Genomic DNA, 19,104 nt, shown 5'->3' with positions numbered 1-19,104 from the left:
TTTTACATCCCCAGGTGCCGACTGCCGACGCGCACCTCGATGCTTCGATAACCAACGGTCTTCCCACATGCTTCGCCGTCACTTCCCCCTCGCCGCTGCATTGCTCTGCGGCCTCGCCTTCACCAGCGCCAGCGTCGTTCCCGCTTCAGCCAAGGAACACCTCCCGCAGAGCGTCACCTTCAAGGGGAAGGTCACCTTCGATGCCATCGTCGCGAAGGCGGTGAAGGAAAACTGGCGTGCGCTGCCCATGGGTGAGCGCGTGGCGAAGTTCGGCATGGCCATGCGTGGCATTCCCTATGTGGGCTTCACGCTGGAGATCGACAACCATGTCGAGTCGGCTTCCGCAAACTTCAACGGGCTCGACTGCTGGACCTTCTTTGAGATCGCACTCGGCATGGCCCGCATGATTGAAGTGCCCAAGGCCACCTACACGCCCAGTGATTTGCTGGCGGAGATTGAGTGGACCCGCTATCGCGGTGGCGTATGCACCGGGCACTACCTCGACCGCATTCACTACCTCGCCGAGTGGTGGTATGACAATGAAGCGCGTGGCAATGTGGCCCGCGTCACTCGCGATGTGGGCCCGACAGTCGCCATGACCGGGCGCAAGTGCCAGGAAATGACGGTGCTCTGGAAGGGCTACCGCTACCTGAAGAACAATCCCTCCTACCTCCGCGAGATGGGCGTGATCGAGCAGCGCGAAAGTTCCCTGCCCTTCCGCTACATCCCGAAAGACAAGGTGAAGGCGATTGAGAAGAACATCCAGAGCGGTGACATCATCGGCATCGTGACGAACCAGACAGGTGGTCACTGCTCGCACGTGGGCCTCGCATACCGCACTCCGGATGGCGTGCTGCATTTCCTCCACGCCTCCAAGAATCACAAGAAGGTCACGCTGGATAAATCCCTCTCTGGCTACCTGAACGACTTCCGCTACCACTCCGGCATCATCGTCGCCCGTCCCCTGCCCCGCTCGAACACGGTGCGTGAACGCGCGCCCTACCTTGCCGCCTTCAAGGACATCACAGGATACACCCAGTATGATGTACGCGGCCAGGCAGGCGGCAGATAAACGGCTGCCACCGCGATGTCACCTTTTCGGCCTCAAGGCAACATGAGAAATGAAAGGTGAAAAATGCAACGTACCTGAGACCCGTCCCACTTTTCACTTCTCATTTTGCATTTTCTTCGTCTCACGCAGCCTTGTCCGCACCCACGAGTGCCGCGACCTTCTTCGTATCGCCGGTGAAGTCCAGCGTTCCGCAGTCCATGCAGATCCGTGTCTTCAACGAGACATCACTGGAAAGCGAACTGAGGAACCGCGTGTTGTCCGGCACAAAGAAAATGCTTCCGGTGGATTGAATCGCTCCGGGTTGGAAATTGCTGCCGCCGCAGCGCAGGCACTTGTGGTCCATAGCTTGAGAATGTGTGAGTTTGCTGATGCCGTCGTGGCGTTTCTCGATGCGCATATCAATGCACGCAGAAATTTCTCCTGCCCATGCACACGTGGGAAGTAAATCTGTCCTCAAATCATCATTGAGGACAGCGTCAGACGGATCACCCAAGCACCAATGCAACATGAGAAATGAAAGGTGAGAAATGCAAAGTGTCTGAGGCCTGCCCCACTTCACACTTTTCATTTTTCACTTCTCATTTTGCATTCGCAGCTCGCGTGCTCATCCCCGCGCCGCTCCCAGCAGCGCCTGCACTTCTTCCTCCGTTGTCTTCCACGAGCACATGAACCGCGCGCCACCGCCAATGAAACTGTAGTACTTCCATCCGGCGGCCTTGAGTCGCTTGTCCACGTCTGGCGAGAGCTTGGCGAAGACTGCGTTTGCTTCCACCGCATGCAGGATCTCCGCGCCTTCGATTTCCCGCAGACCTGCCGCCAGCGCCTGCGCGTGAGCATTTGCCAGTGAAGCGTAGCGGAGCCAGACGCCGTCCTGGAGCAAACGGCGCCACTGCGCGGAAATGAAGCGCATCTTGCTCGCGAGTTGTCCGGCCTGCTTGCATCGCCAGGCAAACTCCTTGCTCAGTTCCTTGTCGAAGAAGACCACGGCCTCCGTCATGGCCATCCCGTTCTTCGTTCCGCCAAAGCACAGCACATCCACCCCGGAACGCCAGGTCGCCTCCGCAGGGGAGCAGCCTAGCGAGGCCATGGCATTGGCAAAGCGCGCGCCATCCATGTGCATGGAGACACCATGGCTGCGGCACACCCCCCAAAGCTCCTTCAATTCCTCCGGACGATATACCGTGCCAAACTCGGTGCTCTGACTCACGCTCAGCGCACGCGGCTTGGGGAAGTGCAGATCATTGCGACTGCGAATGAGCCTGGCGACATCTGCCGGGTCGCACTTCGCATGTTCACCTTTGGCGAGCAGAAGCTTCGAGCCATTCGAAAAGAACTCCGGCGCGCCGCACTCATCCGTCTCCACGTGGGAGACGCTGTGGGCAATCACGCTGTGGTAACTGTGGCACAGCGAGGCGAGCGCGAGTGAATTCGCTGCAGTTCCGGTGAATACGAAGTACACATCGCAGTCCGTCTCGAAGACTTCGCGAAAGGAATCACACGCCTCCCGGGTGTAGTGGTCATCCCCATAGCTGGGCTGATGGCCGAGATTCGCTTCTTGGAGCGCTTCCCATGCCTCGGGGCAAATTCCTGCGGTGTTGTCACTGGCAAACTGGCAACCTGGAGCCATCATAGGCGGATGATGGGAAGAGATGGCCGTTTGAAAAGCCAAATCATGGCCTCTCTTTGGGGTGCGGCGGTCGGAGATGCGCTGGGCGTGCCCGTGGAATTCCGCGGCAGGGCAGAACTCGCCACCAGTCCAGTGACCGGCATGCAGGGCTACGGCACCCACGATCAGCCCCCCGGCACCTGGTCAGATGACACCTCCCTCACTCTCTGCACCATCGAGTCTCTCCTGACCTGCGAAGAAGTGGATACCCGGGACATGGCGGAACGCTTCCACCGCTGGCTGGTAGAGGGGCTTTGGACAGCGCACGGTCAAGTCTTTGATATCGGCATCGCCACCCGGCAGGCGCTGGCGAGATTCTCAGAGGGCCGCAAACCCGAGCTCTGCGGTGGCCGGCAAGAATATGACAATGGGAACGGCTCCCTCATGCGCATGCTGCCCGTATCCCTCTGGGTGCGGGATGCCGGTGTGGAGCAGGCTCTGCCGCTGGTGCACCGTGTCTCCCGTATCACCCACGGACACTCACGCACGCAGATGGTGTGTGGCTACTACAGCCTCCTGGTCTGGGCTCTGCTGGAGGGAGCCACCCCCGCTGCAGCGCTCGAGCAGGCATGGCATCAGGCGGAGGAGGAGTACAAGTTTCACGAGGATTTCGAAATGAACTGGCCGCACCTCCAGAGGCTCTCGCCCTCGGTACTGCCCAGACTGGAAGTTCGCGATATCCACAGCAGCGGCTACTGCATTCACACCATCGAGGCCGCTGTCTGGTGTCTGTTGCGTGGGAAAGATTTCTCCAATACTGTGTCGAGCGCAGTGAATCTCGGCGATGACACGGACACCACCGCGTGTGTCACCGGCACGCTGGCTGGATTGCACTTCGGTTTGGAGCAAATCCCGGCAACTTGGATCGATCAACTCGCACGACGGCAGGAATTGGACACGCTTTTTACGCAGTTTTCGGCACGCCTGGCGGGTGGACTCGCACATTCTTGAAGATTCTCACGAAACATTTGCGGAGTGTGTCAGACTGGACACACTTAAAACCGTATTCATGTGCCCGTGCTCTTATGCGCTGTCCGAAGTGTGGTACTCCCGAAGACAAGGTCATCGACTCGCGTGAGGCGAAGGATGGCGCGTCGATTCGCCGCCGTCGCGAATGCCTGACCTGCGGGCATCGCTTCACCACCTATGAGCAGGTGGAGTACGAGGACCTCACCGTCGTGAAGCGCGACCAGAAGCGTGAGCCCTGGAGCCGCGAGAAACTGATCGACAGCATGAAGAAGGCCTGCGGCAAGCGCCCGGTCAGCGTGGACACCTTGGAGACAGCGGCAGATGCCATCCTCACCGAGGTGGAATCCGCAGGACAGCGCGAGGTACCGAGCCGCACCATCGGTGCGAAGGTCATGCAGTATCTCGAGAAGATCGACCACGTGGCCTATGTGCGCTACGCGAGCATTTACCGCGAGTTCCAGGACGTGACAGACTTCATCAGCGAGGTGAATTCTCTCGGAACACGCGTACCCCGGGATGCGGCGAAGCAGCCGGAGCTCTTCAAGAAGCTGAGCTAAGGTGGTCCGCACACTCCGCTGTGCGGTCACGCCTGCACGTCCCTTGAGGCACCAAGTTCTCCAGCGGGCCACGTGCCCACCGTTATGTCACCTTGACCCGCAATGGTCACGGTGCGGGCCACCACTCCTGGAAGACGTGGATACACGCCGGATGTACCCGGCCCTGAGCGTCGAACCGCACGCCCTCCTCCTCCAGCATGCGGCGCTTCCGCGCGAGTTCATCGCCATCACGATGGCCATTGAATCCGCCAAGCGTGAGGGCAGCGCTCACCACCCGATGACACGGCACGCGCGGAGCGAAGGGATTACGCCTCAGCGCCTGCCCCACGGCCTGATTCGAGCCACAGTCCAGCGCCCGGGCCACGAGTGCGTACGTGCTCACCTTCCCCTTTGGGATGGTGGAAATGAGATCGTACACTCGGATCTCAAAGTCGGTGGGCGGGCGGCTCATCGCATCGGAAGGATACGATGGCTGAATCCCTGAAGGCGCTCAAATTCGCTTCAGGGATTCACGGTCCGGCCTTCTCGACCTGGACGATTTTGGAGCCCTGTTTCTTTTTGCTGTCTTCGACGGTCAAAGTAACCGCACCAGCAGCCTTGGCACCGGGCACCGTGATGGTGAGTTCTCCTTCGGGCTGCCCTTCTTTCCCTTGAGATGCAATGCCGGTAGAAGCGTCGGCGGTCAATGCCCATTTGTAGGGAGGAGTTCCTCCCTTGAGGTTCGTTTTCCAGGTGTCTCCATTCCTGACGATGTCGGCAATTTGCGGCACCTCACTGACTGCACCTTGTCCAGCTGCCCCAGGCAACGTCACTCCGGGATTCTGAGCACCAGCAGGTACCGCTTTGTCCGCTGCCCCGAAATAGAAGCCCACAATGGTTCCCAAAATGCCGACAAGGGACATGAAGATCTCCCGCGCCATCCGGAAGTTCTCGGCATTCGAGACCTCTGAGAACGCATGGTAAATAAGCATGAAAGCAATGCCCACCGCGGAGGCGGTGATGAGGAAGGTCACCAATCCACGAGCTGCGTCGGTTTCCGCCAGCTTCGTGAGCAAGGCAGAATCATCATTGGCGACGGACAGGATCATGACAGTCACGATGGCTCCCACGAAAATTAGGATCCCCACCCCCAAGTTAAAGCCGGAGAGAAGCTTCGACTTGAATGACTCAGGTTGGGCGGCCTTGTACAGGGCCTCCGTTTCCAACTGCGCCTCTTCAGCCTCCCTGCGCAGTTGACTGGCTTCCGTTCTGGCCTGCTCTGCAGCAGTGGCATCTTTGTCTGCCTGCTTGTCCAGAGCCGTATCCTTGGGCGCGGCCTTGCTGGCAGTCTCCCTTGATTTTTGGGCGGCTTCCTCAAGACCGCCCGCCTTTCTCTCGGCGGCCTCAGCAGCCTTCACTTTCTCAGCCGCCTCCAAGCCTTTGGCCGCTGCATCCTTCAGCAGCTTTGCCGTCACCGCCGCCTTCTGGGCCTTGAGTTGTAGATCTGCCGGAATAGCCATGGCTCTAGAAGTTGAGAATCCTGGTTTGATCCGGCACGGGGGAGACTCCGAATGTTTTGCCATTCAGCAGCCAAACCAGAATTTTTGCAAGCATTTTACATCACCTTGTATTGGATGCACAAAATGCATCTGGGGAAATCGACCGCTCAGCTCGGTGTGTGATCCCTTGGGGTTCGATAAGGCAACCAGCCCTCCTCATATGCCTGGCCGCGCATATTTTATTGTCCCATTCCCCGCTCGGACGACGTAGCATTTCCAACCTCCATGTCCGAGCCCCCTCCCCCCAGCCACTCGTATTCCAGCCGCATCCTTTGGGGAAATGTGATCCTCGCAGCCCTGCTCATGCTGGCGACACTCCCGGGGCGCACACAGGGACTTGGACTCATCACGGAGCCCATGCTTGCGGACCTGCAGCTCGACCGCATCACATACGCGAATATCAATCTCTGGGCCACCCTGCTCGGCGCGGCCGTGTGTCTGCCGGCGGGCTGGGTCATCGATCGAGTGGGACTGCGCTGGACGTCAGCCCTCATCGTACTCGCCCTGGCGCTCGTCGTCTGGCGCATGAGCGGTCACTTGGGCAGCGTCATGGTGCTTTTCACGTGGGTGCTGCTCACGCGTGCGTTTGGACAAAGCGCACTCTCTGTCGCCAGCATCACCACCGTGGGAAAGGGTGCGGGCACACGCGTGGGGATGGCCATGGGCGTGTACTCGGTGCTGATCATCGTGTTTTTCTCCCTCGGCTTCGTGGCGGTCGGCTGGGCAGTCCGCGAGCATGGCTGGAGGAGCGCGTGGAGCTCCATCGCCTTGAGCCTTGCGGTGGTGGTGGCACCACTGACGTTGCTCCTGCTTCGCGAGCCGACGATCAAGAAGGCCCCAGCGGATGCTTGCAACGCATCGGGTGAAGCCCGGGAGTCCGTCACGGGGTTGAGCTTGGGACAGGCGCTCGCGACTCCGGTGTTTTGGGTATTCGCGGGTGCGACTGCACTCTTCAATCTCGCGGCATCAGGATTGGGTCTCTTCAATGAAGCCGTGCTGGCAGAGGCGGGATTCAACCGGGAAACCTATCACCTCTTCCTGCCCATCATGACGCTCTTCACTTTGCTGGGTCAGGGGCTGTGTGGATGGCTCACCCTGCGTCGGCCCATGGCGGTGCTGCTGGGGGTGGCCATGTTCCTCTACGCGCTCGGTCTGGTGGGCCTGCCTTTCATCCGTACCCTCACCCAGCTCTGGTTGCTCGCGGGTGTCTTGGGACTCGCCGCGGGATTCATCACGGTGATCTTCTTCGCCATTTGGAGCCAGGCCTTTGGTCGGGCACAGCTCGGCCGCATTCAAGGTGCCGCACAGATGCTCACCGTGCTGGCCTCTGCCGTGGGACCGCTGCTCTTCGCCACGTGCCATGAGAAATACGGCTCCTACGCACCCGCTCTCTACATCCTCACACCGCTCGTCATCCTCCTCGGCCTTGTGGCCTGTCGCGTGACACTGCCCTCCATTCCCACCACCGTCCCTGCGGTCTCCTTGCAAAAGCCCGTGCAAACCTGACGCCACTTGCGCAGTTCCCTTCCCCACCCACTCTTTCACCCTCCAATCTTCCATCCACCTCCCATGCCAAGCCTTGCCCGCACGACCTCTCTGTTTCTCGCCTTGGTCTTCGCTCATCTTCCTCTGGCCGCATCCGCACAGGCTCCAGATGCGCTGCTGTTCCCGGGAGCCGATGGCAAAGAACACACGCCTCTCGTAGTGCCTGCGGAGAAGAAGGCTGCTGTGCTCTGCTTTGTCTCTCCCTACTGCCCCACGTCGAACAACTTCGTCCCTGAGCTAAACCGCATCGTGGCAGACTACAGCGGCAAGTTCGCCTTCTACTTCGTGCATGCGGATCCAGACGTGAAACTCACCGACGTCCTGCAACACACCGAAATGAACGAGATCAAAGCCACCGTGCTGCTCGATAAGGAACAAAAACTGGCCAAACTCGTCCAGGCAAAGATCACGCCCGAAGTCGCTGTCCTCGCCCCCGATGGCAAGACCACCGTCTACCAGGGCCGCGTGAATGACCTCTATCTCGGCCCCACCAAGCGACAGCGTCAGGCCACGACCAAGGATCTGCGCGATGCCCTCGACGCCATTCAAGAAGGCAAGCCCGTGGCCCATGCGAAGACCGAGGCGATGGGCTGCAAGATCAGTGGGATGAAGTGAGGAAAGGGAGGTCCGCACACTCCGTTGTGCGGTCAGGCTGGAGCGGCCCCTTGAGTTTCTTGCCTTCGGTAGATGCCAACGCGGTAGTGTGCTGGTGGATGTTTTCACCTCACCCGCACAACGGAGTGTGCGGACCACCCAGGGCAAACCGCCTCGAATGAACACCACCTCCCCCGAGCTTGTCACCGCCATCATGGATACGGATCCACCAACCCCGCCTCGCTCCTCCCCTTCGAAGACGCATCTGGAGGAGGACATCGCCATTCACATCTTCTCCGTCTCCGCCGCCATGGTGGGGGTGTGCATCACGGTCATCAGCATCGTACGCGTCGTCATCCGTGCCGAGGGCGTGAATACCATCGCCGATGACCTGCTCGCGGTGGATGCCCTCATTTTTCTGCTCTCCTGCTTCCTCTCCTACTGGGCACTCCGGACACGCAAGAAGAACCGCATGCATCGCGTGGAGCGCGCTGCAGACATCGTCTTCCTGAGCGGACTCTCCGTGATGGCGATCGTCTGCGTGCTGATTGTATGGGCGGTGATTTGATGTGGTCCGCGCACTCCGTGCGCGGGTGCAGGCTCAAAAGCATGGAAGAAGTCAACACACCCAAGCACTTCGCACCACCCGAAAGCTTGCGGGAAATCGAGAACAGCCCCCCTGACCGCACACGGAGTGGGCGGACCACCAGGAGTGCGGACCACCGTCCTCACTCCGCTCGCGACTTCACCCGCTCCTTCTCAGCACTCACCGCCTTGTGCGCCGTCTCCTGGAGGAACTTCGCATACTCCGCATCCAATCCCTTGGGCACAAAACTATTGCCCACCGCACTCTCGCCAAAGAGTACTTCGTAGAACACGCAAGCTCCCAGGTACTCCCCGGCCATGTTTGCATGGTGGCCATCCATGCCCAGGGTAGTCTTGCCGTCCTTTCCCTTCCTCCAACTCCACCCCACGTGCAGGGAGTGTGTCTGGGCCGGGAGCGCCGGGTTCTTGGCCTTCTTGGGATCGAACGCCGCATCCACACCGGTGAAGCCCCACTTCGCATCCGTGTCCGCGAGGTACAGGGCATCACCGGAGGGTATGATGGAGGCGCCGAGTTCCTTCGCGATGGTGCGGTACGCGTTCTGCAGCATCTCGTACATTTCCTTCTGGGTGCGGGGTTCACCGGGTTTGGGTGCCTTCACAGAGAAGCGCGGGTCATCCTTGCGATACGCCCAGGTCTCATGCACCAGCAGGGTGGACTGCGGCGCATGCTTCTTCACATAGTCGCGCAGTTGATTGGCGTATGGCTGGTAGGTGGAAAGGTCATGACTCTTGATGCTGGCCTGCTGGATGGTCACGTAGTCCCATTTGTTTGAGGCAATCGCGGCTGGCAGACCCTGCTTGAAAGTATAGAGCCCCTTCGCATCCTGCGGATTCTTCTCGTGCAGCATCGCCTTGTCCCAGTGCACCTGCATGGACGCCCCACCAATCACCAGGAAACGGTGGACCAAGGTGTGGCCGCCCGCCTGCACGAGGTCCCCCAGATACCGGGTGGCGTTTGCAGAGAAGCTGTTTCCAATCGTCAGCAATCGCACCGTCTTGCCCGAGCCCGTTCCTGAGACCTTGGAAGCTGGATCCGCCTTCTTGAGCGCCGCTGCATCCTGTGAAAGCACGGAGTTTGGCAGCAGGCAGGACAGACAAGCCAGGGCTGTGATGAAAATGGCATGGTGCAAAATGGGACGTCGCTTCATGGAAGGAAGTGCTAAACGAAGGCCGGCGCCGACCTTTTCCACAAAGATAGCCCTCTTTGCACTCGTGCCAAAGGACCGCGCGACATTCGATTTCACTCCCCAGCATTTTTTGCACGAGGCATTGATGAATCCCGTATGCCAATGCTGTGAAACTCGTTCCAGTCACCCACCAGAAAGGGCCCGCCAGCGTCTGGCTTTGCCTCTGTCTCTCTGCCTTCCTGACAGGCAACGCGATGGCGCAGGAGCCACGAGTGGTCCAACCATTGGAGAACTTCGATGCGGCAGCCGCCCGCGACATGGTCCCCATCACCTTCTGGCGCTGGACTCCGGAGCAGAAGAAGAATGCCGCCGCGTACTCTGAACTCAAGCTCGTGTCTGACGCGGGCAGCAAGGGGCAGACGCTGAAAGTCACCCTGAAGCAACCCCTCCCAGACGGCATGGACTTCTACCCCCTGTGGATGCTGGGTCTGGAATACCTGCCACCGGAGACCGAAGCTATCCGCCTGCGGGTAAAGGTCCTCTCCGGCCAGTTCCAAATCAATGCCGGGAGCCCCACCGCCTACTTTGCCACGAGTGATGTGTACACCAAGCCCATCAGCATCACTCCCGGCGACTGGCGCACCATTGAGATTTCGCTCATCCACGATCTGCAACGCAATTACCGGAGGCCCATCTTCAGCCAGCAGAGCCCGGTGATCTACTACACGCGCTGGATTCAGGAGACGATGAGATTGCAAATCGGTGCCTCTTCGCAGGGAGAGTTGCTGGTGGATGACATCGAGCTCGTCACCCGCGGCCACGGCAGGCCGTTTGCCACATTCTCCCATGGTGACATCCGCCCCCTGGGCGAGGTCGATCCAGCAACCCGCTTCACCTTTGCCACGGATGATCGCGAGTTTGCGCTGTCTCATGAACCGGGCAACAAGGCCGTGAGAAAGCCTGTCATCCTCGGTGCCGGCACTGACCCACGCACGCTCTGGACCGCGCGACAACGTGGTACGGAAGAGATGTCCTACTTCGGAGTGAAAGCCCGCGCCCCCAAAGGGGCAAATGCCCTGCGCATCACGCTGAAGATGGAGCATGAGAGTGCTCTGGATCTTCTCGTCGCGGATATCTTCGCGCTTGTGGGCGAGCGTGCCGAGTTCCCATGGGACAAGACCACGGCTGCCACTTCAGCAACCGAAGCTATTGCGCCGGGTGAATTCAAACCCTTTGACTACTGCCTCTCACCTTCCCGCACGCGCGATGTCTCATGGGGCCTCTACCACGCGCGCCGTGCCGTGAAGAAGGGCGAATGGACGGAGATGGTGATTCCCTTCGCGGATTTCGTGTGCGCCTACGGCAGCGGCACACTCCAGCCCCGGCAACTCCAGCAGCAACCCCTTACAGCGGAGGAGGTCGTGGCCGTGGCCATGCTCTCCCCCTGGCGGCAGCGGCGCGCCGAGACGCACTTCAGCATTGGGAAAATTGAGTTCGTATCCCTGCCTCAAGAATTTGCGGAGGCCAGATCCTATGTGCAGGTGCCGGACATTTCAAAAATACGCCTGGAGAAGAAGCCCGGCCCCTATGGGGGAGCAGCCTCCCAGGTGCATGCTCCGTGAGTCTGCCGGCAAGCCTATGCCTTCCGCTTCACTCCCTCCAGCTCACGCGCCTGCATCTTGCGATAGCCCTTGATGCGCAAGGCACCGTTGCTCATCACTTCCAGCATCCCATAGCTGTTGTTCTCCTCGCCACTGCCTTCAATCAGTGCGGCAAGGGTGACGTAATGGATGCCATTCACCTGCTGATAGGCGTTCTTGTGCGAGTGTCCTTGCAGGACCGCGCTCACATGTCCGGAGGCCTCCAGCACCGCGCGCACCTCGGCAGCATTCTTCACGCTGTGCTTGTCCGCCTCGTCCAAACGCTGATGTGCGAAGACCACCACGGGAGACGTGTGCTTCTTCAAATCTTCACGCAACCAGGCAAGCTCCGCAGCAGGGATGTTCGCATCTGTCCACTCGGCATTGGACCGTCCGTAGGGCTCACCATCGGAACGGTAGCAGGCATCAAGGATGACGAAATGCACCCCGCCGTGATCAAAGGAATAGTGGGATGTTTTGGATGCCCCCGTATGCGCGATGAACTCCGCCTTCGTTAGTGTGGCCACGCAGTGGTTCCCCAACACGTAGTGACGTGGTGACGTGACCTTGGCGAAGACCTTCTCGATTTCATCCAGCCACGCAATCTCCTGCTCCACGGTCGCAGCCTGATCGATGAGATCCCCCAGCTCCACGACGAAGTCGGGTTTCTCCGCATTGAAACGCTGCACCACCTCTTCCAGCTTGCGGGGCGTCTCGCGGTAGAACCGCGTCTTCGTCGACTCCTTGTCCGCGTAGTGCAAATCTGTGACGATGCCCACGCGTACTGCGGGTGCAGGCTTGGCAGTTCCACTCTCATCTTTGGCGAAAAGCGCCCCTCCCAATCCTGCCAGGCAGAGAGTTCCGTGGCGGAGGAAGGCACGGCGATGCAAAGGGGTGGAAATACGAAACTCTTGCGTGGGCATGGGCATGCTTCAAGCAACGCGCTTCCAGCGGCAATATTGCCGGCAGTTCCTCACATGCCGCCCCGCTCTGCCGCAATCGCTGCCAGGGGTACCAGACTGCGGGTACGGGTGGTGGTCAGGGTCAGCTTCGCCACCTCGCGCGGCGCGTCCCAGTGGGGATGGTGGCCGCATTTGTCAAAGAAGTGCAGACGGGCATCCGGGAAGTAAAGCAGGGCCAGCTCCGCCTGACTCACGGGGCACAGACGGTCCTGCCGTCCCCAGGCGAGGACCAGCGGATGCTTGAACACATGGGGCGGCACCCCGTGCTGGATGTCATCCCGGGAGAGATGCTTCAGCGCCTCATCAAAGGATGCCGATGCGGTCATGCTGCGCGCCTCGTCCAGAACCAGCGAGGGCTGCAACTGCGAGGGTCGCACAGAGAGATGCCGGAAGAGGAGGCTTCGCGAAATCACCTTGGAAGCCAGAAACGGCATGGCCTTGCGCAGCAGCCGGATCAGGCCATTCGACATGCCCATCACGTGCTGATACACCTTCCGCTGGCGGTCGCGGCCAAATCCAGCCGGGGCCAGCGCAATCACCGCACCCACCAGCCCGCCCCGTCTTGCCAGTTCCAGCGCCACATTCGCACCGATGGAACTGCCCACGACATCCACGCCTTCCAGGTCCTGGGCTTCAATGAAAGCGGCAGTGGCATTCGCGAGCGAAGTCACGGTGACCTCGCCTGCTACGGGCTCGGACTTTCCAAATCCCGGAAGATCCATTGCAATCACTTCGCGCTCTGCGGCGAGCATCTTCAGAATCGGCGCCCAGGATCTCCAGCTTCCGCCCATCCCATGGATGAGCAGCAGCGGTTTGCCTCTGCCTCTTCGTATGTGATTGATGCGCATGAGGGCGGTTCGTTGTCGACCCGATGGGTAGTGCAGGTTGCCATAAGTATATTCGCGTCCCGACCAAATGCGGTTCCAAAAAAGTGCGGTTTCCACCACTCAAAGGAGGACACAAAAGCGTCTTCCACATGGAGATATTTATCTCCACCTAATCACCGTACATTTCGCATGTCATCGCATTGCGTTGAGCATCATGCATGTAGCCAGATGCGTGGCACATGGGCCCTGGGCATTCCAACGGTGCCAAGCTTCCGGCGACGAGTGGGGCACAGTCGTGGCACGGAGCCGGCATTTCTTCAGGCTGCGCGTTCAGTCCTGGGCAGCATGCCGAATCCACGCCCCTCGCACAGCCTTTCATCTCTCATGCGCACCGAACCCACAACCCATCACACCACATCATACCATCTGTTACCGGTCCATGGCACGACGCATCGCGGCCTGCAGTTGACCAATGTCCACTGGCTTCACTACGTGCTCACTGAAGCCCGCCTGCAGGCTCTTCTGCACGTCGCGGTCCATGCCAAACCCACTCATTGCGATGCCCTTCATGGGACGGGTCTCCCGCATGCGTCTCATGAGTTCATAACCGGAGCCGTCCGGCAGTCCGAGGTCACTCACCAGCAGATCGTATGTGTTGGCGTCCCCCAGCTCCAGTGCGGATGCCACACTGACGGCTGTGTCCACGTTGTACCCTGCGCGACGCAGCAAAACCGCCAGGACCCTGGCCGTGTCCGGATGATCCTCCACCAGCAGCACCCGCACCTGTTGCGGACTCTGCTCAGGCCGGGGGGATAGCGGCGTGGATTTCAAGGTCTGCTCCTCACGCGCCACGGGCAGCTCCATGGTGAAAGTGCTGCCGCTCCCCTCTCCCGAACTGCTGGCCGTGATAGAGCCGCCATGCAGCTCCGCGAGCGCTTTGGAGATGGCGAGACCCAGGCCCAGGCCACCGAATTGCCTCGTAATCTGTTCATCCCCCTGCTCAAACGCGTCGAAGATGCGCGGCAAGACGTCCGGCGCGATGCCGATGCCACTGTCCGCGACGCGCACACATGTGCGCTCGTTGGAGACCCTCTGGGTGCGCACATGAATCCACCCGCCATCGGGCGTAAACTTCGCGGCATTCTTCACGATATTCCAGAGTATCTGCTGGAGGCGCGCCGGGTCCACCCGCACCAGCCCCGCATTCGGATCGAGCTCCATGCGCAGGAGCACCTCCTTCTCCAGAATCTGCGGCCGGCAGATGCCGCACACATGGCGCACCACGGTATTCAGGTCCACCGCCTCCATCCTCAGCGCCAGCTTCCCGCTGGTGATGCGGCTGAGATCCAGCAGGTCATCGATGAGCTTGGTTTCCAGCTCCACATTCCTGCGGATCATGGCCATGTCCTCACGCAGCCCGGAGGGAATCTCCGGATCCAGCTCACGCGCCGCCGCCGTCATCAGCACCGGAGTAAGAGGCGTGCGCAGCTCATGGCTCAGCACCGCGAGGAAGCGATCCTTCGCTGCATTCGCCGCCTCCGCTGCCTCCTTGGACTCCTGTAGCGTCTGCTCCGCGAGCCTTCGCGCAGTGATGTCGCTGAAGACGGGCACAAAGAAGCGGCTGCCCTCGCCACCCACACGGGATACAAAAATATCCAGCCAGCGGCCGATGGATTCCACATAGGTCTGGTAGCGCAACGGCTCACCCGTGGCCACCACCTGCGCGTACATGCCGATGCGGCGGTCCGGCGCCAGCATCAGCTCGCGCGCCGTCTTGCCCAGCACCTTGTCCCCATGGAGCCCCGTGCTCGGGCCGAAGGCTGGATTCACCTCCAGGATGCGGTAGTCGATGGCCTTGCCGCTCGCGTCATATAGCATTTCGCACAGACACACACCTTCATCGATGGCGTTGAAGAGATTGCGGTAGCGCTCCTCGCTTTCCTTCAGCGCCTTTTCCGTCATGTAGCGCTGAGTCACATCCGAGAAGATGGCCGCCACACGTCGCAACTCCGGCGCCCCCATGCGGAACGCGCGCACCTCAAACCACCGGTTCATCCCCGCACCTACATGCGTGAAATGCTCCGGCACACCGGTCTCTGCAATGCGTCCGTAGATCTCAAACCAGTGCGGCTCATGCGTGGGCACCATCTCCTTGATGGTCTTGCCCTGGGCACCTTTCAGCCCCGTATGCCGTTCAAAGGAGGGATTCACCTCGGTGAAGCGGTAGTCCACGGGCTTGCCGGCTTCATCATAGATCATGTCAAAGACACAGAAGCCATCATCCAGCGAAGTGAAGAGCGTGCGATAGCGCTCCTCGCTTTCCTTCAGCGCCGCATCTGCTGCGTGTCGTTCGCTGATGTCGGTAAAAATCACGGCTACGCGATGACTCCCCTCCCCGCCCACACGCAACGCATAGGCATCGAAGCGGCGCTTCAGTCCGGCGTCTTCATTCTGGAAGCGCACCGGCACTCCCGTTCGGGCGACTTCACCGTAGATGGTGAACCAGCTTGGATTCGCATCCGGCACCAGCTCCCGCAGGGTGTACCCTGCGGCATCCTTCAGCCCCGTGTGCCGCTCAAAGGCAGGATTCACCTCCACAAAGCGGTAATCCACCGGCGTGCCTGAGGCATCATAAAGCATGTCGAACACGCAGAACCCCTCATCGATCGCCTTGAAGAGTGTGCGATAGCGCTCCTCACTCTCACGCAGGATCGAGTCGGACAGCTTCCTCTCCGTGATATCCTGAATGAAGATGGCGAGCGATTCCGGTGAAGGATGCATATGCACTTCCAGCCAGCGTCCCAGCGGCTCGTACAGGAGTTCCATCCGATCTTCACGCTGCAGTTCCATGGCCGCGCGATACCGATGCCCCACCTCTTGCTGGACAATATCCGGAAACTTCTCCCAAAGCGTGTAGCCCAGAAGGTCCTCCACACTCAAATACAGGGGCTCCACCAGCTTGAGATATGCGGGATTCACTGAGATGATGCGCCAGTCGCGATCCATCGCGATGAAAGCATCACTCATGTGATTGAGGATTGCCTCAACCTGGCGGGTCAGCAGTCCATTGCCCGCACGCGCGGCGGAGCCCACACCTCCGTCAACAGGAGATGGGACCGGCGTAGGTACGACGGGGCGTTCTGGCAAATTCATGGATCGATGATGCAGCACTCGAACGTCAACTGTTCGGGTAAAATGACCAATCCTTTGTAAATAAGCGACCTATGTGATCAAAGGAATACACGGGATACTGCATCGGGAGGGGTTGTTGGAAAAGAAATCCACCTTTGATTCGGATCTGATGCTGCAAGTGCACCTGTGTTCATGCAAAAAGACCGGCTTTCTGTCATCGAAGCCGTTCTGAATGCGGATAAATCCGGGCATCACACTCTGAGCGACGAAATGCAGCACGAGTAACAGCCCACCGGGGACGTCCCTGAAAGCGCCCCCGCCTTCGCAAGAATCGTGAGATTGGGCGTAGAAACTCGCTCGGAGTTGTTGACACTTCGTAGGCGCTGTGTAGCTTCGCCGCCCTTCAAAATTTCAGAACCTTGCTATGGCCACCACCCAAGTCATTCTCAAAGAAAAGATCGCCAGCCTCGGTGCCGAGGGTGACATTGTGAAAGTGCGTACCGGCTACGCTCGCAACTTCCTCCTCCCCAAGGCCAAAGCCTACGAAGCCACCGCTGGCAACCTGCGTCATCAGGCCAATCTCCAGAAGGTCCGCGCTGAGCGCGAAGCCAAGGAACTGGAAGAAGCCGAGAAGATCGCCAGCAAGCTGAAGAAGCTCAAGATCAAGCTCACCCTCGCCACCGGCCAGGGCGGCAAGGCTTTCGGCTCCATCACCACCAAGGACATCGTGGAAGCCGTGGCTGCCAGCACCGCCAAGATCACGCTGGACCGTCACCAGCTCGAGCTTGAGAAGCCCATCAAGAGCACCGGCACCTTCGAAGTTCCCGTCAAGCTGCACGCTGGCGTGGAGTGCTTCCTGAAGGTCACCGTCGCCGCCGCTGAAGCGGGTGCCGAAGAAGGCGCCGAAGGCGAAGAAGAAGCTGCTGAGTAACACCAGTTTCAGAGCACACCTTTCAATCCCCTGCGTGAGCAATCGCGCAGGGGATTTTTGTTCCCATCGCATCGTTTCACAGAGACATCAGAACGGCATAGCGAAGGATGTCCGCTTTTTTAGCGTGAAATATTGCGCACAGCTCCGTTAACGCCACACTGCTCCCCCGCCCCATGCCACCCGAAAAAGCCTCCAACGTCACGCCATTCGACCCGAATGCAGCGCAATCAGGTGGGCAAGGATTCCAGAAAGGCGGGCAGGGATTTGGGCAGGGCAAGCCGAAGCCGCCGGTAGACATCAATGATCCCACACGCTCCCAGCCCTGGGACGCTGATGCGGAGAAGGGCGTGCTCTCGTGCTTCCTCCACGACCCCACCAACCTGCTGAACGACGCGCAGGTCAATCTCCCGGACGAGGCCTTCTACCATCCGGCGAACCAACTCCTCTACAAGGTGATGAAGGAGTTCAACAACGGCACCCGCCCTGTTGAATACATCGCTCTCACCAACTACCTGCGCGACGCAGGTCACCTCGACAAGATTGGCGGCGCCGGCATGCTTTCCGAGTTGCTGAACTTTGTGCCGACCCCCGCGCACTACGGCTACTACAAGGGCATCCTGCGCGACAAGCATCTGCTGCGCCGCATCATCCACGCCTGCACGGAGAGCGTGCAGAACGCGTACGAGTTCAACGAAGACGTGCCCGCACTGCTCGACCGCGTGGAAGAGCGTGTGATGAGCGTGCGCGATGACACCGAAAGCCGCGACACCATCAAGCCGCTGAAGCACCACGTCATGGAGGCCTTTGACTCCATCGAAGAAATGCTGAAGGACCCCGGCAAGCTCCGCGGCATCCCCACCGGCTACCGCAAGCTGGATGGCCTGAGCAACGGCCTACAGGGCGGCGAAATGTTCGTCCTCGCGGCCCGTCCTTCCATGGGCAAGACCTCGCTCGTGATGAACATGGTGGAGCACGCCGCCCTCACCAACGAGGTGCCGGTTGCCGTCTTCAGTCTGGAAATGAGCGCCGTCATGCTGGTGCGCCGTCTCATTGTGGCGCGCGCCGGTGTCTCCATGAGCCGCATCATGAATGGCATGCTCAGCCGCGAAGAGCTGCGCGCCGTGACCCGCGCGTGCTCGGACCTGCAAAAGGCCAACATCTTCATCGACGAAACTCCCGGCCTCAACATCCTGGACTTCCGCGCCAAATGCCGCCGCCTGAAAAAGCAGCATAACATCGGCATGATTGCCATCGACTACTTGCAGTTGATGACTGCACCCACGAAGAAGTCCGACAGCCGACAAAACGAAATCGCCGCCATCTCCGCCGGTATCAAGGCGGTGGCCAAGGAGCTGAATGTCCCTGTGGTGGTGCTCGCGCAGCTCAACCGCGCTGTGGAGTCACGCAAGGGCCAGCGCCCCATGCTGAGCGACCTTCGTGAGTCCGGCTCCATCGAGCAGGATGCGGACATGGTGGGCCTGCTCACCCGTGCCGACTACGCAGGCTCCAAACAGGAGGATGATTCCAAGGACCGCAAGGACGCCGAGGCCGAGGACGAGGCCAGCAAGGGCAAAGGCCTCCTCATCATCGCCAAGAACCGTAACGGCCCCACGGATGACGTACCGCTGAAGTTCATCGCTGAACTCATGCGCTTCACCGAGCGCGAGTTTGACGAGAACGAAAAGGCGGGTGGGGACTAATGGGAGACGCTGCGCCTTGGGATGTTGCACTCAGCCCCCCTCAGGGTCGCCCAACTCTTGAAGAAAATTCTCCGTTCGCGGGAACGCATGCATCCATTTTGGGTGTCTAAAGCGTTCTCCCAAACCTATTCGGAAGCGTTAATAAATGACCGCCTCCGGCAACGCAAAATCAAGGAATTGGGTGAGTTGCTCACAAGTTATTCACAACTTATCCACCGGTGAACAACCGAAGCTCAAT

At 59.9% G+C, this 19,104-nt stretch carries 17 protein-coding genes; 9 read left to right on the top strand and 8 right to left on the bottom strand.

Annotated features, from left to right (window positions below):
- Positions 1-67 precede the first annotated feature (67 nt).
- On the top strand, positions 68-1,072 hold the full coding sequence (locus DES53_RS13320) for an N-acetylmuramoyl-L-alanine amidase-like domain-containing protein (RefSeq protein WP_170157085.1): 1,005 nt from the start codon (positions 68-70) through the stop codon (positions 1,070-1,072).
- A 121-nt stretch (positions 1,073-1,193) separates the two neighbouring features.
- On the opposite strand, the gene DES53_RS13315 is transcribed toward DES53_RS13320, so the two are convergent.
- Entirely contained in the window at positions 1,194-1,415 is a 222-nt protein-coding gene (locus DES53_RS13315; RefSeq protein ID WP_211325537.1) for a hypothetical protein, read from the bottom strand.
- Positions 1,416-1,676: 261 nt separating this feature from the next.
- A complete protein-coding gene (locus tag DES53_RS13310) occupies positions 1,677-2,702 on the bottom strand; it encodes a threonine aldolase family protein (RefSeq protein WP_113958764.1) in 1,026 nt (341 codons plus the stop codon).
- Between the two features lie 42 nt (positions 2,703-2,744).
- Here DES53_RS13310 and DES53_RS13305 point away from each other — a divergent pair, with 42 nt between their 5' ends.
- Both DES53_RS13305 and nrdR read left to right on the top strand, forming a co-directional pair.
- Positions 2,745-3,689, top strand: coding sequence for an ADP-ribosylglycohydrolase family protein (locus DES53_RS13305; RefSeq protein WP_245958167.1), 945 nt, complete (start codon positions 2,745-2,747; stop codon positions 3,687-3,689).
- Positions 3,690-3,763: 74 nt separating this feature from the next.
- On the top strand, positions 3,764-4,264 hold the full coding sequence (gene nrdR / locus DES53_RS13300; RefSeq protein ID WP_113958763.1) for a transcriptional regulator NrdR: 501 nt from the start codon (positions 3,764-3,766) through the stop codon (positions 4,262-4,264).
- Between the two features lie 106 nt (positions 4,265-4,370).
- Here the strand turns inward: nrdR and DES53_RS13295 are convergent, their stop codons facing one another.
- Both DES53_RS13295 and DES53_RS13290 read right to left on the bottom strand, forming a co-directional pair.
- Positions 4,371-4,715: an MGMT family protein gene (locus DES53_RS13295; RefSeq protein WP_113958762.1), complete on the bottom strand. Its 345-nt coding sequence runs from the start codon at positions 4,713-4,715 to the stop codon at positions 4,371-4,373.
- Between the two features lie 58 nt (positions 4,716-4,773).
- On the bottom strand, positions 4,774-5,763 hold the full coding sequence (locus DES53_RS13290) for a hypothetical protein (protein WP_113958761.1): 990 nt from the start codon (positions 5,761-5,763) through the stop codon (positions 4,774-4,776).
- A 264-nt stretch (positions 5,764-6,027) separates the two neighbouring features.
- Between DES53_RS13290 and DES53_RS13285 the strand changes: the two genes are divergently transcribed.
- From DES53_RS13285 to DES53_RS13275, 3 genes are all read left to right on the top strand, one after another.
- Positions 6,028-7,308: an MFS transporter gene (locus DES53_RS13285; RefSeq protein ID WP_113958760.1), complete on the top strand. Its 1,281-nt coding sequence runs from the start codon at positions 6,028-6,030 to the stop codon at positions 7,306-7,308.
- Positions 7,309-7,371: 63 nt separating this feature from the next.
- Positions 7,372-7,962: a thioredoxin-like domain-containing protein gene (locus tag DES53_RS13280; RefSeq protein WP_113958759.1), complete on the top strand. Its 591-nt coding sequence runs from the start codon at positions 7,372-7,374 to the stop codon at positions 7,960-7,962.
- Between the two features lie 157 nt (positions 7,963-8,119).
- Positions 8,120-8,509, top strand: a complete 390-nt coding sequence (locus DES53_RS13275; RefSeq protein WP_211325536.1) for a hypothetical protein — start codon at positions 8,120-8,122, stop codon at positions 8,507-8,509.
- 160 nt (positions 8,510-8,669) lie between these two features.
- Here the strand turns inward: DES53_RS13275 and DES53_RS13270 are convergent, their stop codons facing one another.
- Positions 8,670-9,695 (bottom strand): DUF4886 domain-containing protein, encoded by a 1,026-nt coding sequence (locus tag DES53_RS13270; protein WP_113958758.1) that lies wholly within the window; start codon positions 9,693-9,695, stop codon positions 8,670-8,672.
- A 146-nt stretch (positions 9,696-9,841) separates the two neighbouring features.
- Between DES53_RS13270 and DES53_RS13265 the strand changes: the two genes are divergently transcribed.
- The gene (locus DES53_RS13265) at positions 9,842-11,296 is read left to right on the top strand and encodes a CIA30 family protein (RefSeq protein WP_147263390.1); all 1,455 of its coding nucleotides are present in this window, start codon (positions 9,842-9,844) and stop codon (positions 11,294-11,296) included.
- Positions 11,297-11,310: 14 nt separating this feature from the next.
- Here the strand turns inward: DES53_RS13265 and DES53_RS13260 are convergent, their stop codons facing one another.
- The 3 genes from DES53_RS13260 to DES53_RS13250 form a co-directional block, all read right to left on the bottom strand.
- The gene (locus DES53_RS13260) at positions 11,311-12,237 is read right to left on the bottom strand and encodes a metallophosphoesterase family protein (protein ID WP_170157084.1); all 927 of its coding nucleotides are present in this window, start codon (positions 12,235-12,237) and stop codon (positions 11,311-11,313) included.
- A gap of 50 nt (positions 12,238-12,287) precedes the next feature.
- A complete protein-coding gene (locus tag DES53_RS13255; protein ID WP_113958756.1) occupies positions 12,288-13,124 on the bottom strand; it encodes an alpha/beta fold hydrolase in 837 nt (278 codons plus the stop codon).
- Between the two features lie 408 nt (positions 13,125-13,532).
- Positions 13,533-16,256: a hybrid sensor histidine kinase/response regulator gene (locus DES53_RS13250; RefSeq protein WP_113958755.1), complete on the bottom strand. Its 2,724-nt coding sequence runs from the start codon at positions 16,254-16,256 to the stop codon at positions 13,533-13,535.
- Between the two features lie 403 nt (positions 16,257-16,659).
- Here DES53_RS13250 and rplI point away from each other — a divergent pair, with 403 nt between their 5' ends.
- Both rplI and dnaB read left to right on the top strand, forming a co-directional pair.
- Positions 16,660-17,166 carry a 50S ribosomal protein L9 gene (gene rplI / locus DES53_RS13245; protein ID WP_113958754.1) on the top strand — a complete coding sequence of 169 codons (507 nt, stop codon included), beginning with the start codon at positions 16,660-16,662 and terminating at the stop codon, positions 17,164-17,166.
- A gap of 173 nt (positions 17,167-17,339) precedes the next feature.
- Positions 17,340-18,866, top strand: a complete 1,527-nt coding sequence (gene dnaB, locus DES53_RS13240; protein ID WP_113958753.1) for a replicative DNA helicase — start codon at positions 17,340-17,342, stop codon at positions 18,864-18,866.
- Positions 18,867-19,104 lie beyond the last annotated feature (238 nt).

The sequence above is a fragment of the Roseimicrobium gellanilyticum genome, from assembly GCF_003315205.1.
Lineage (GTDB): Bacteria > Verrucomicrobiota > Verrucomicrobiia > Verrucomicrobiales > Verrucomicrobiaceae > Roseimicrobium > Roseimicrobium gellanilyticum.
The sequence above is the reverse complement of the archived record's forward strand: the minus strand, read 5'-3'. Positions and strand labels throughout refer to the sequence as shown.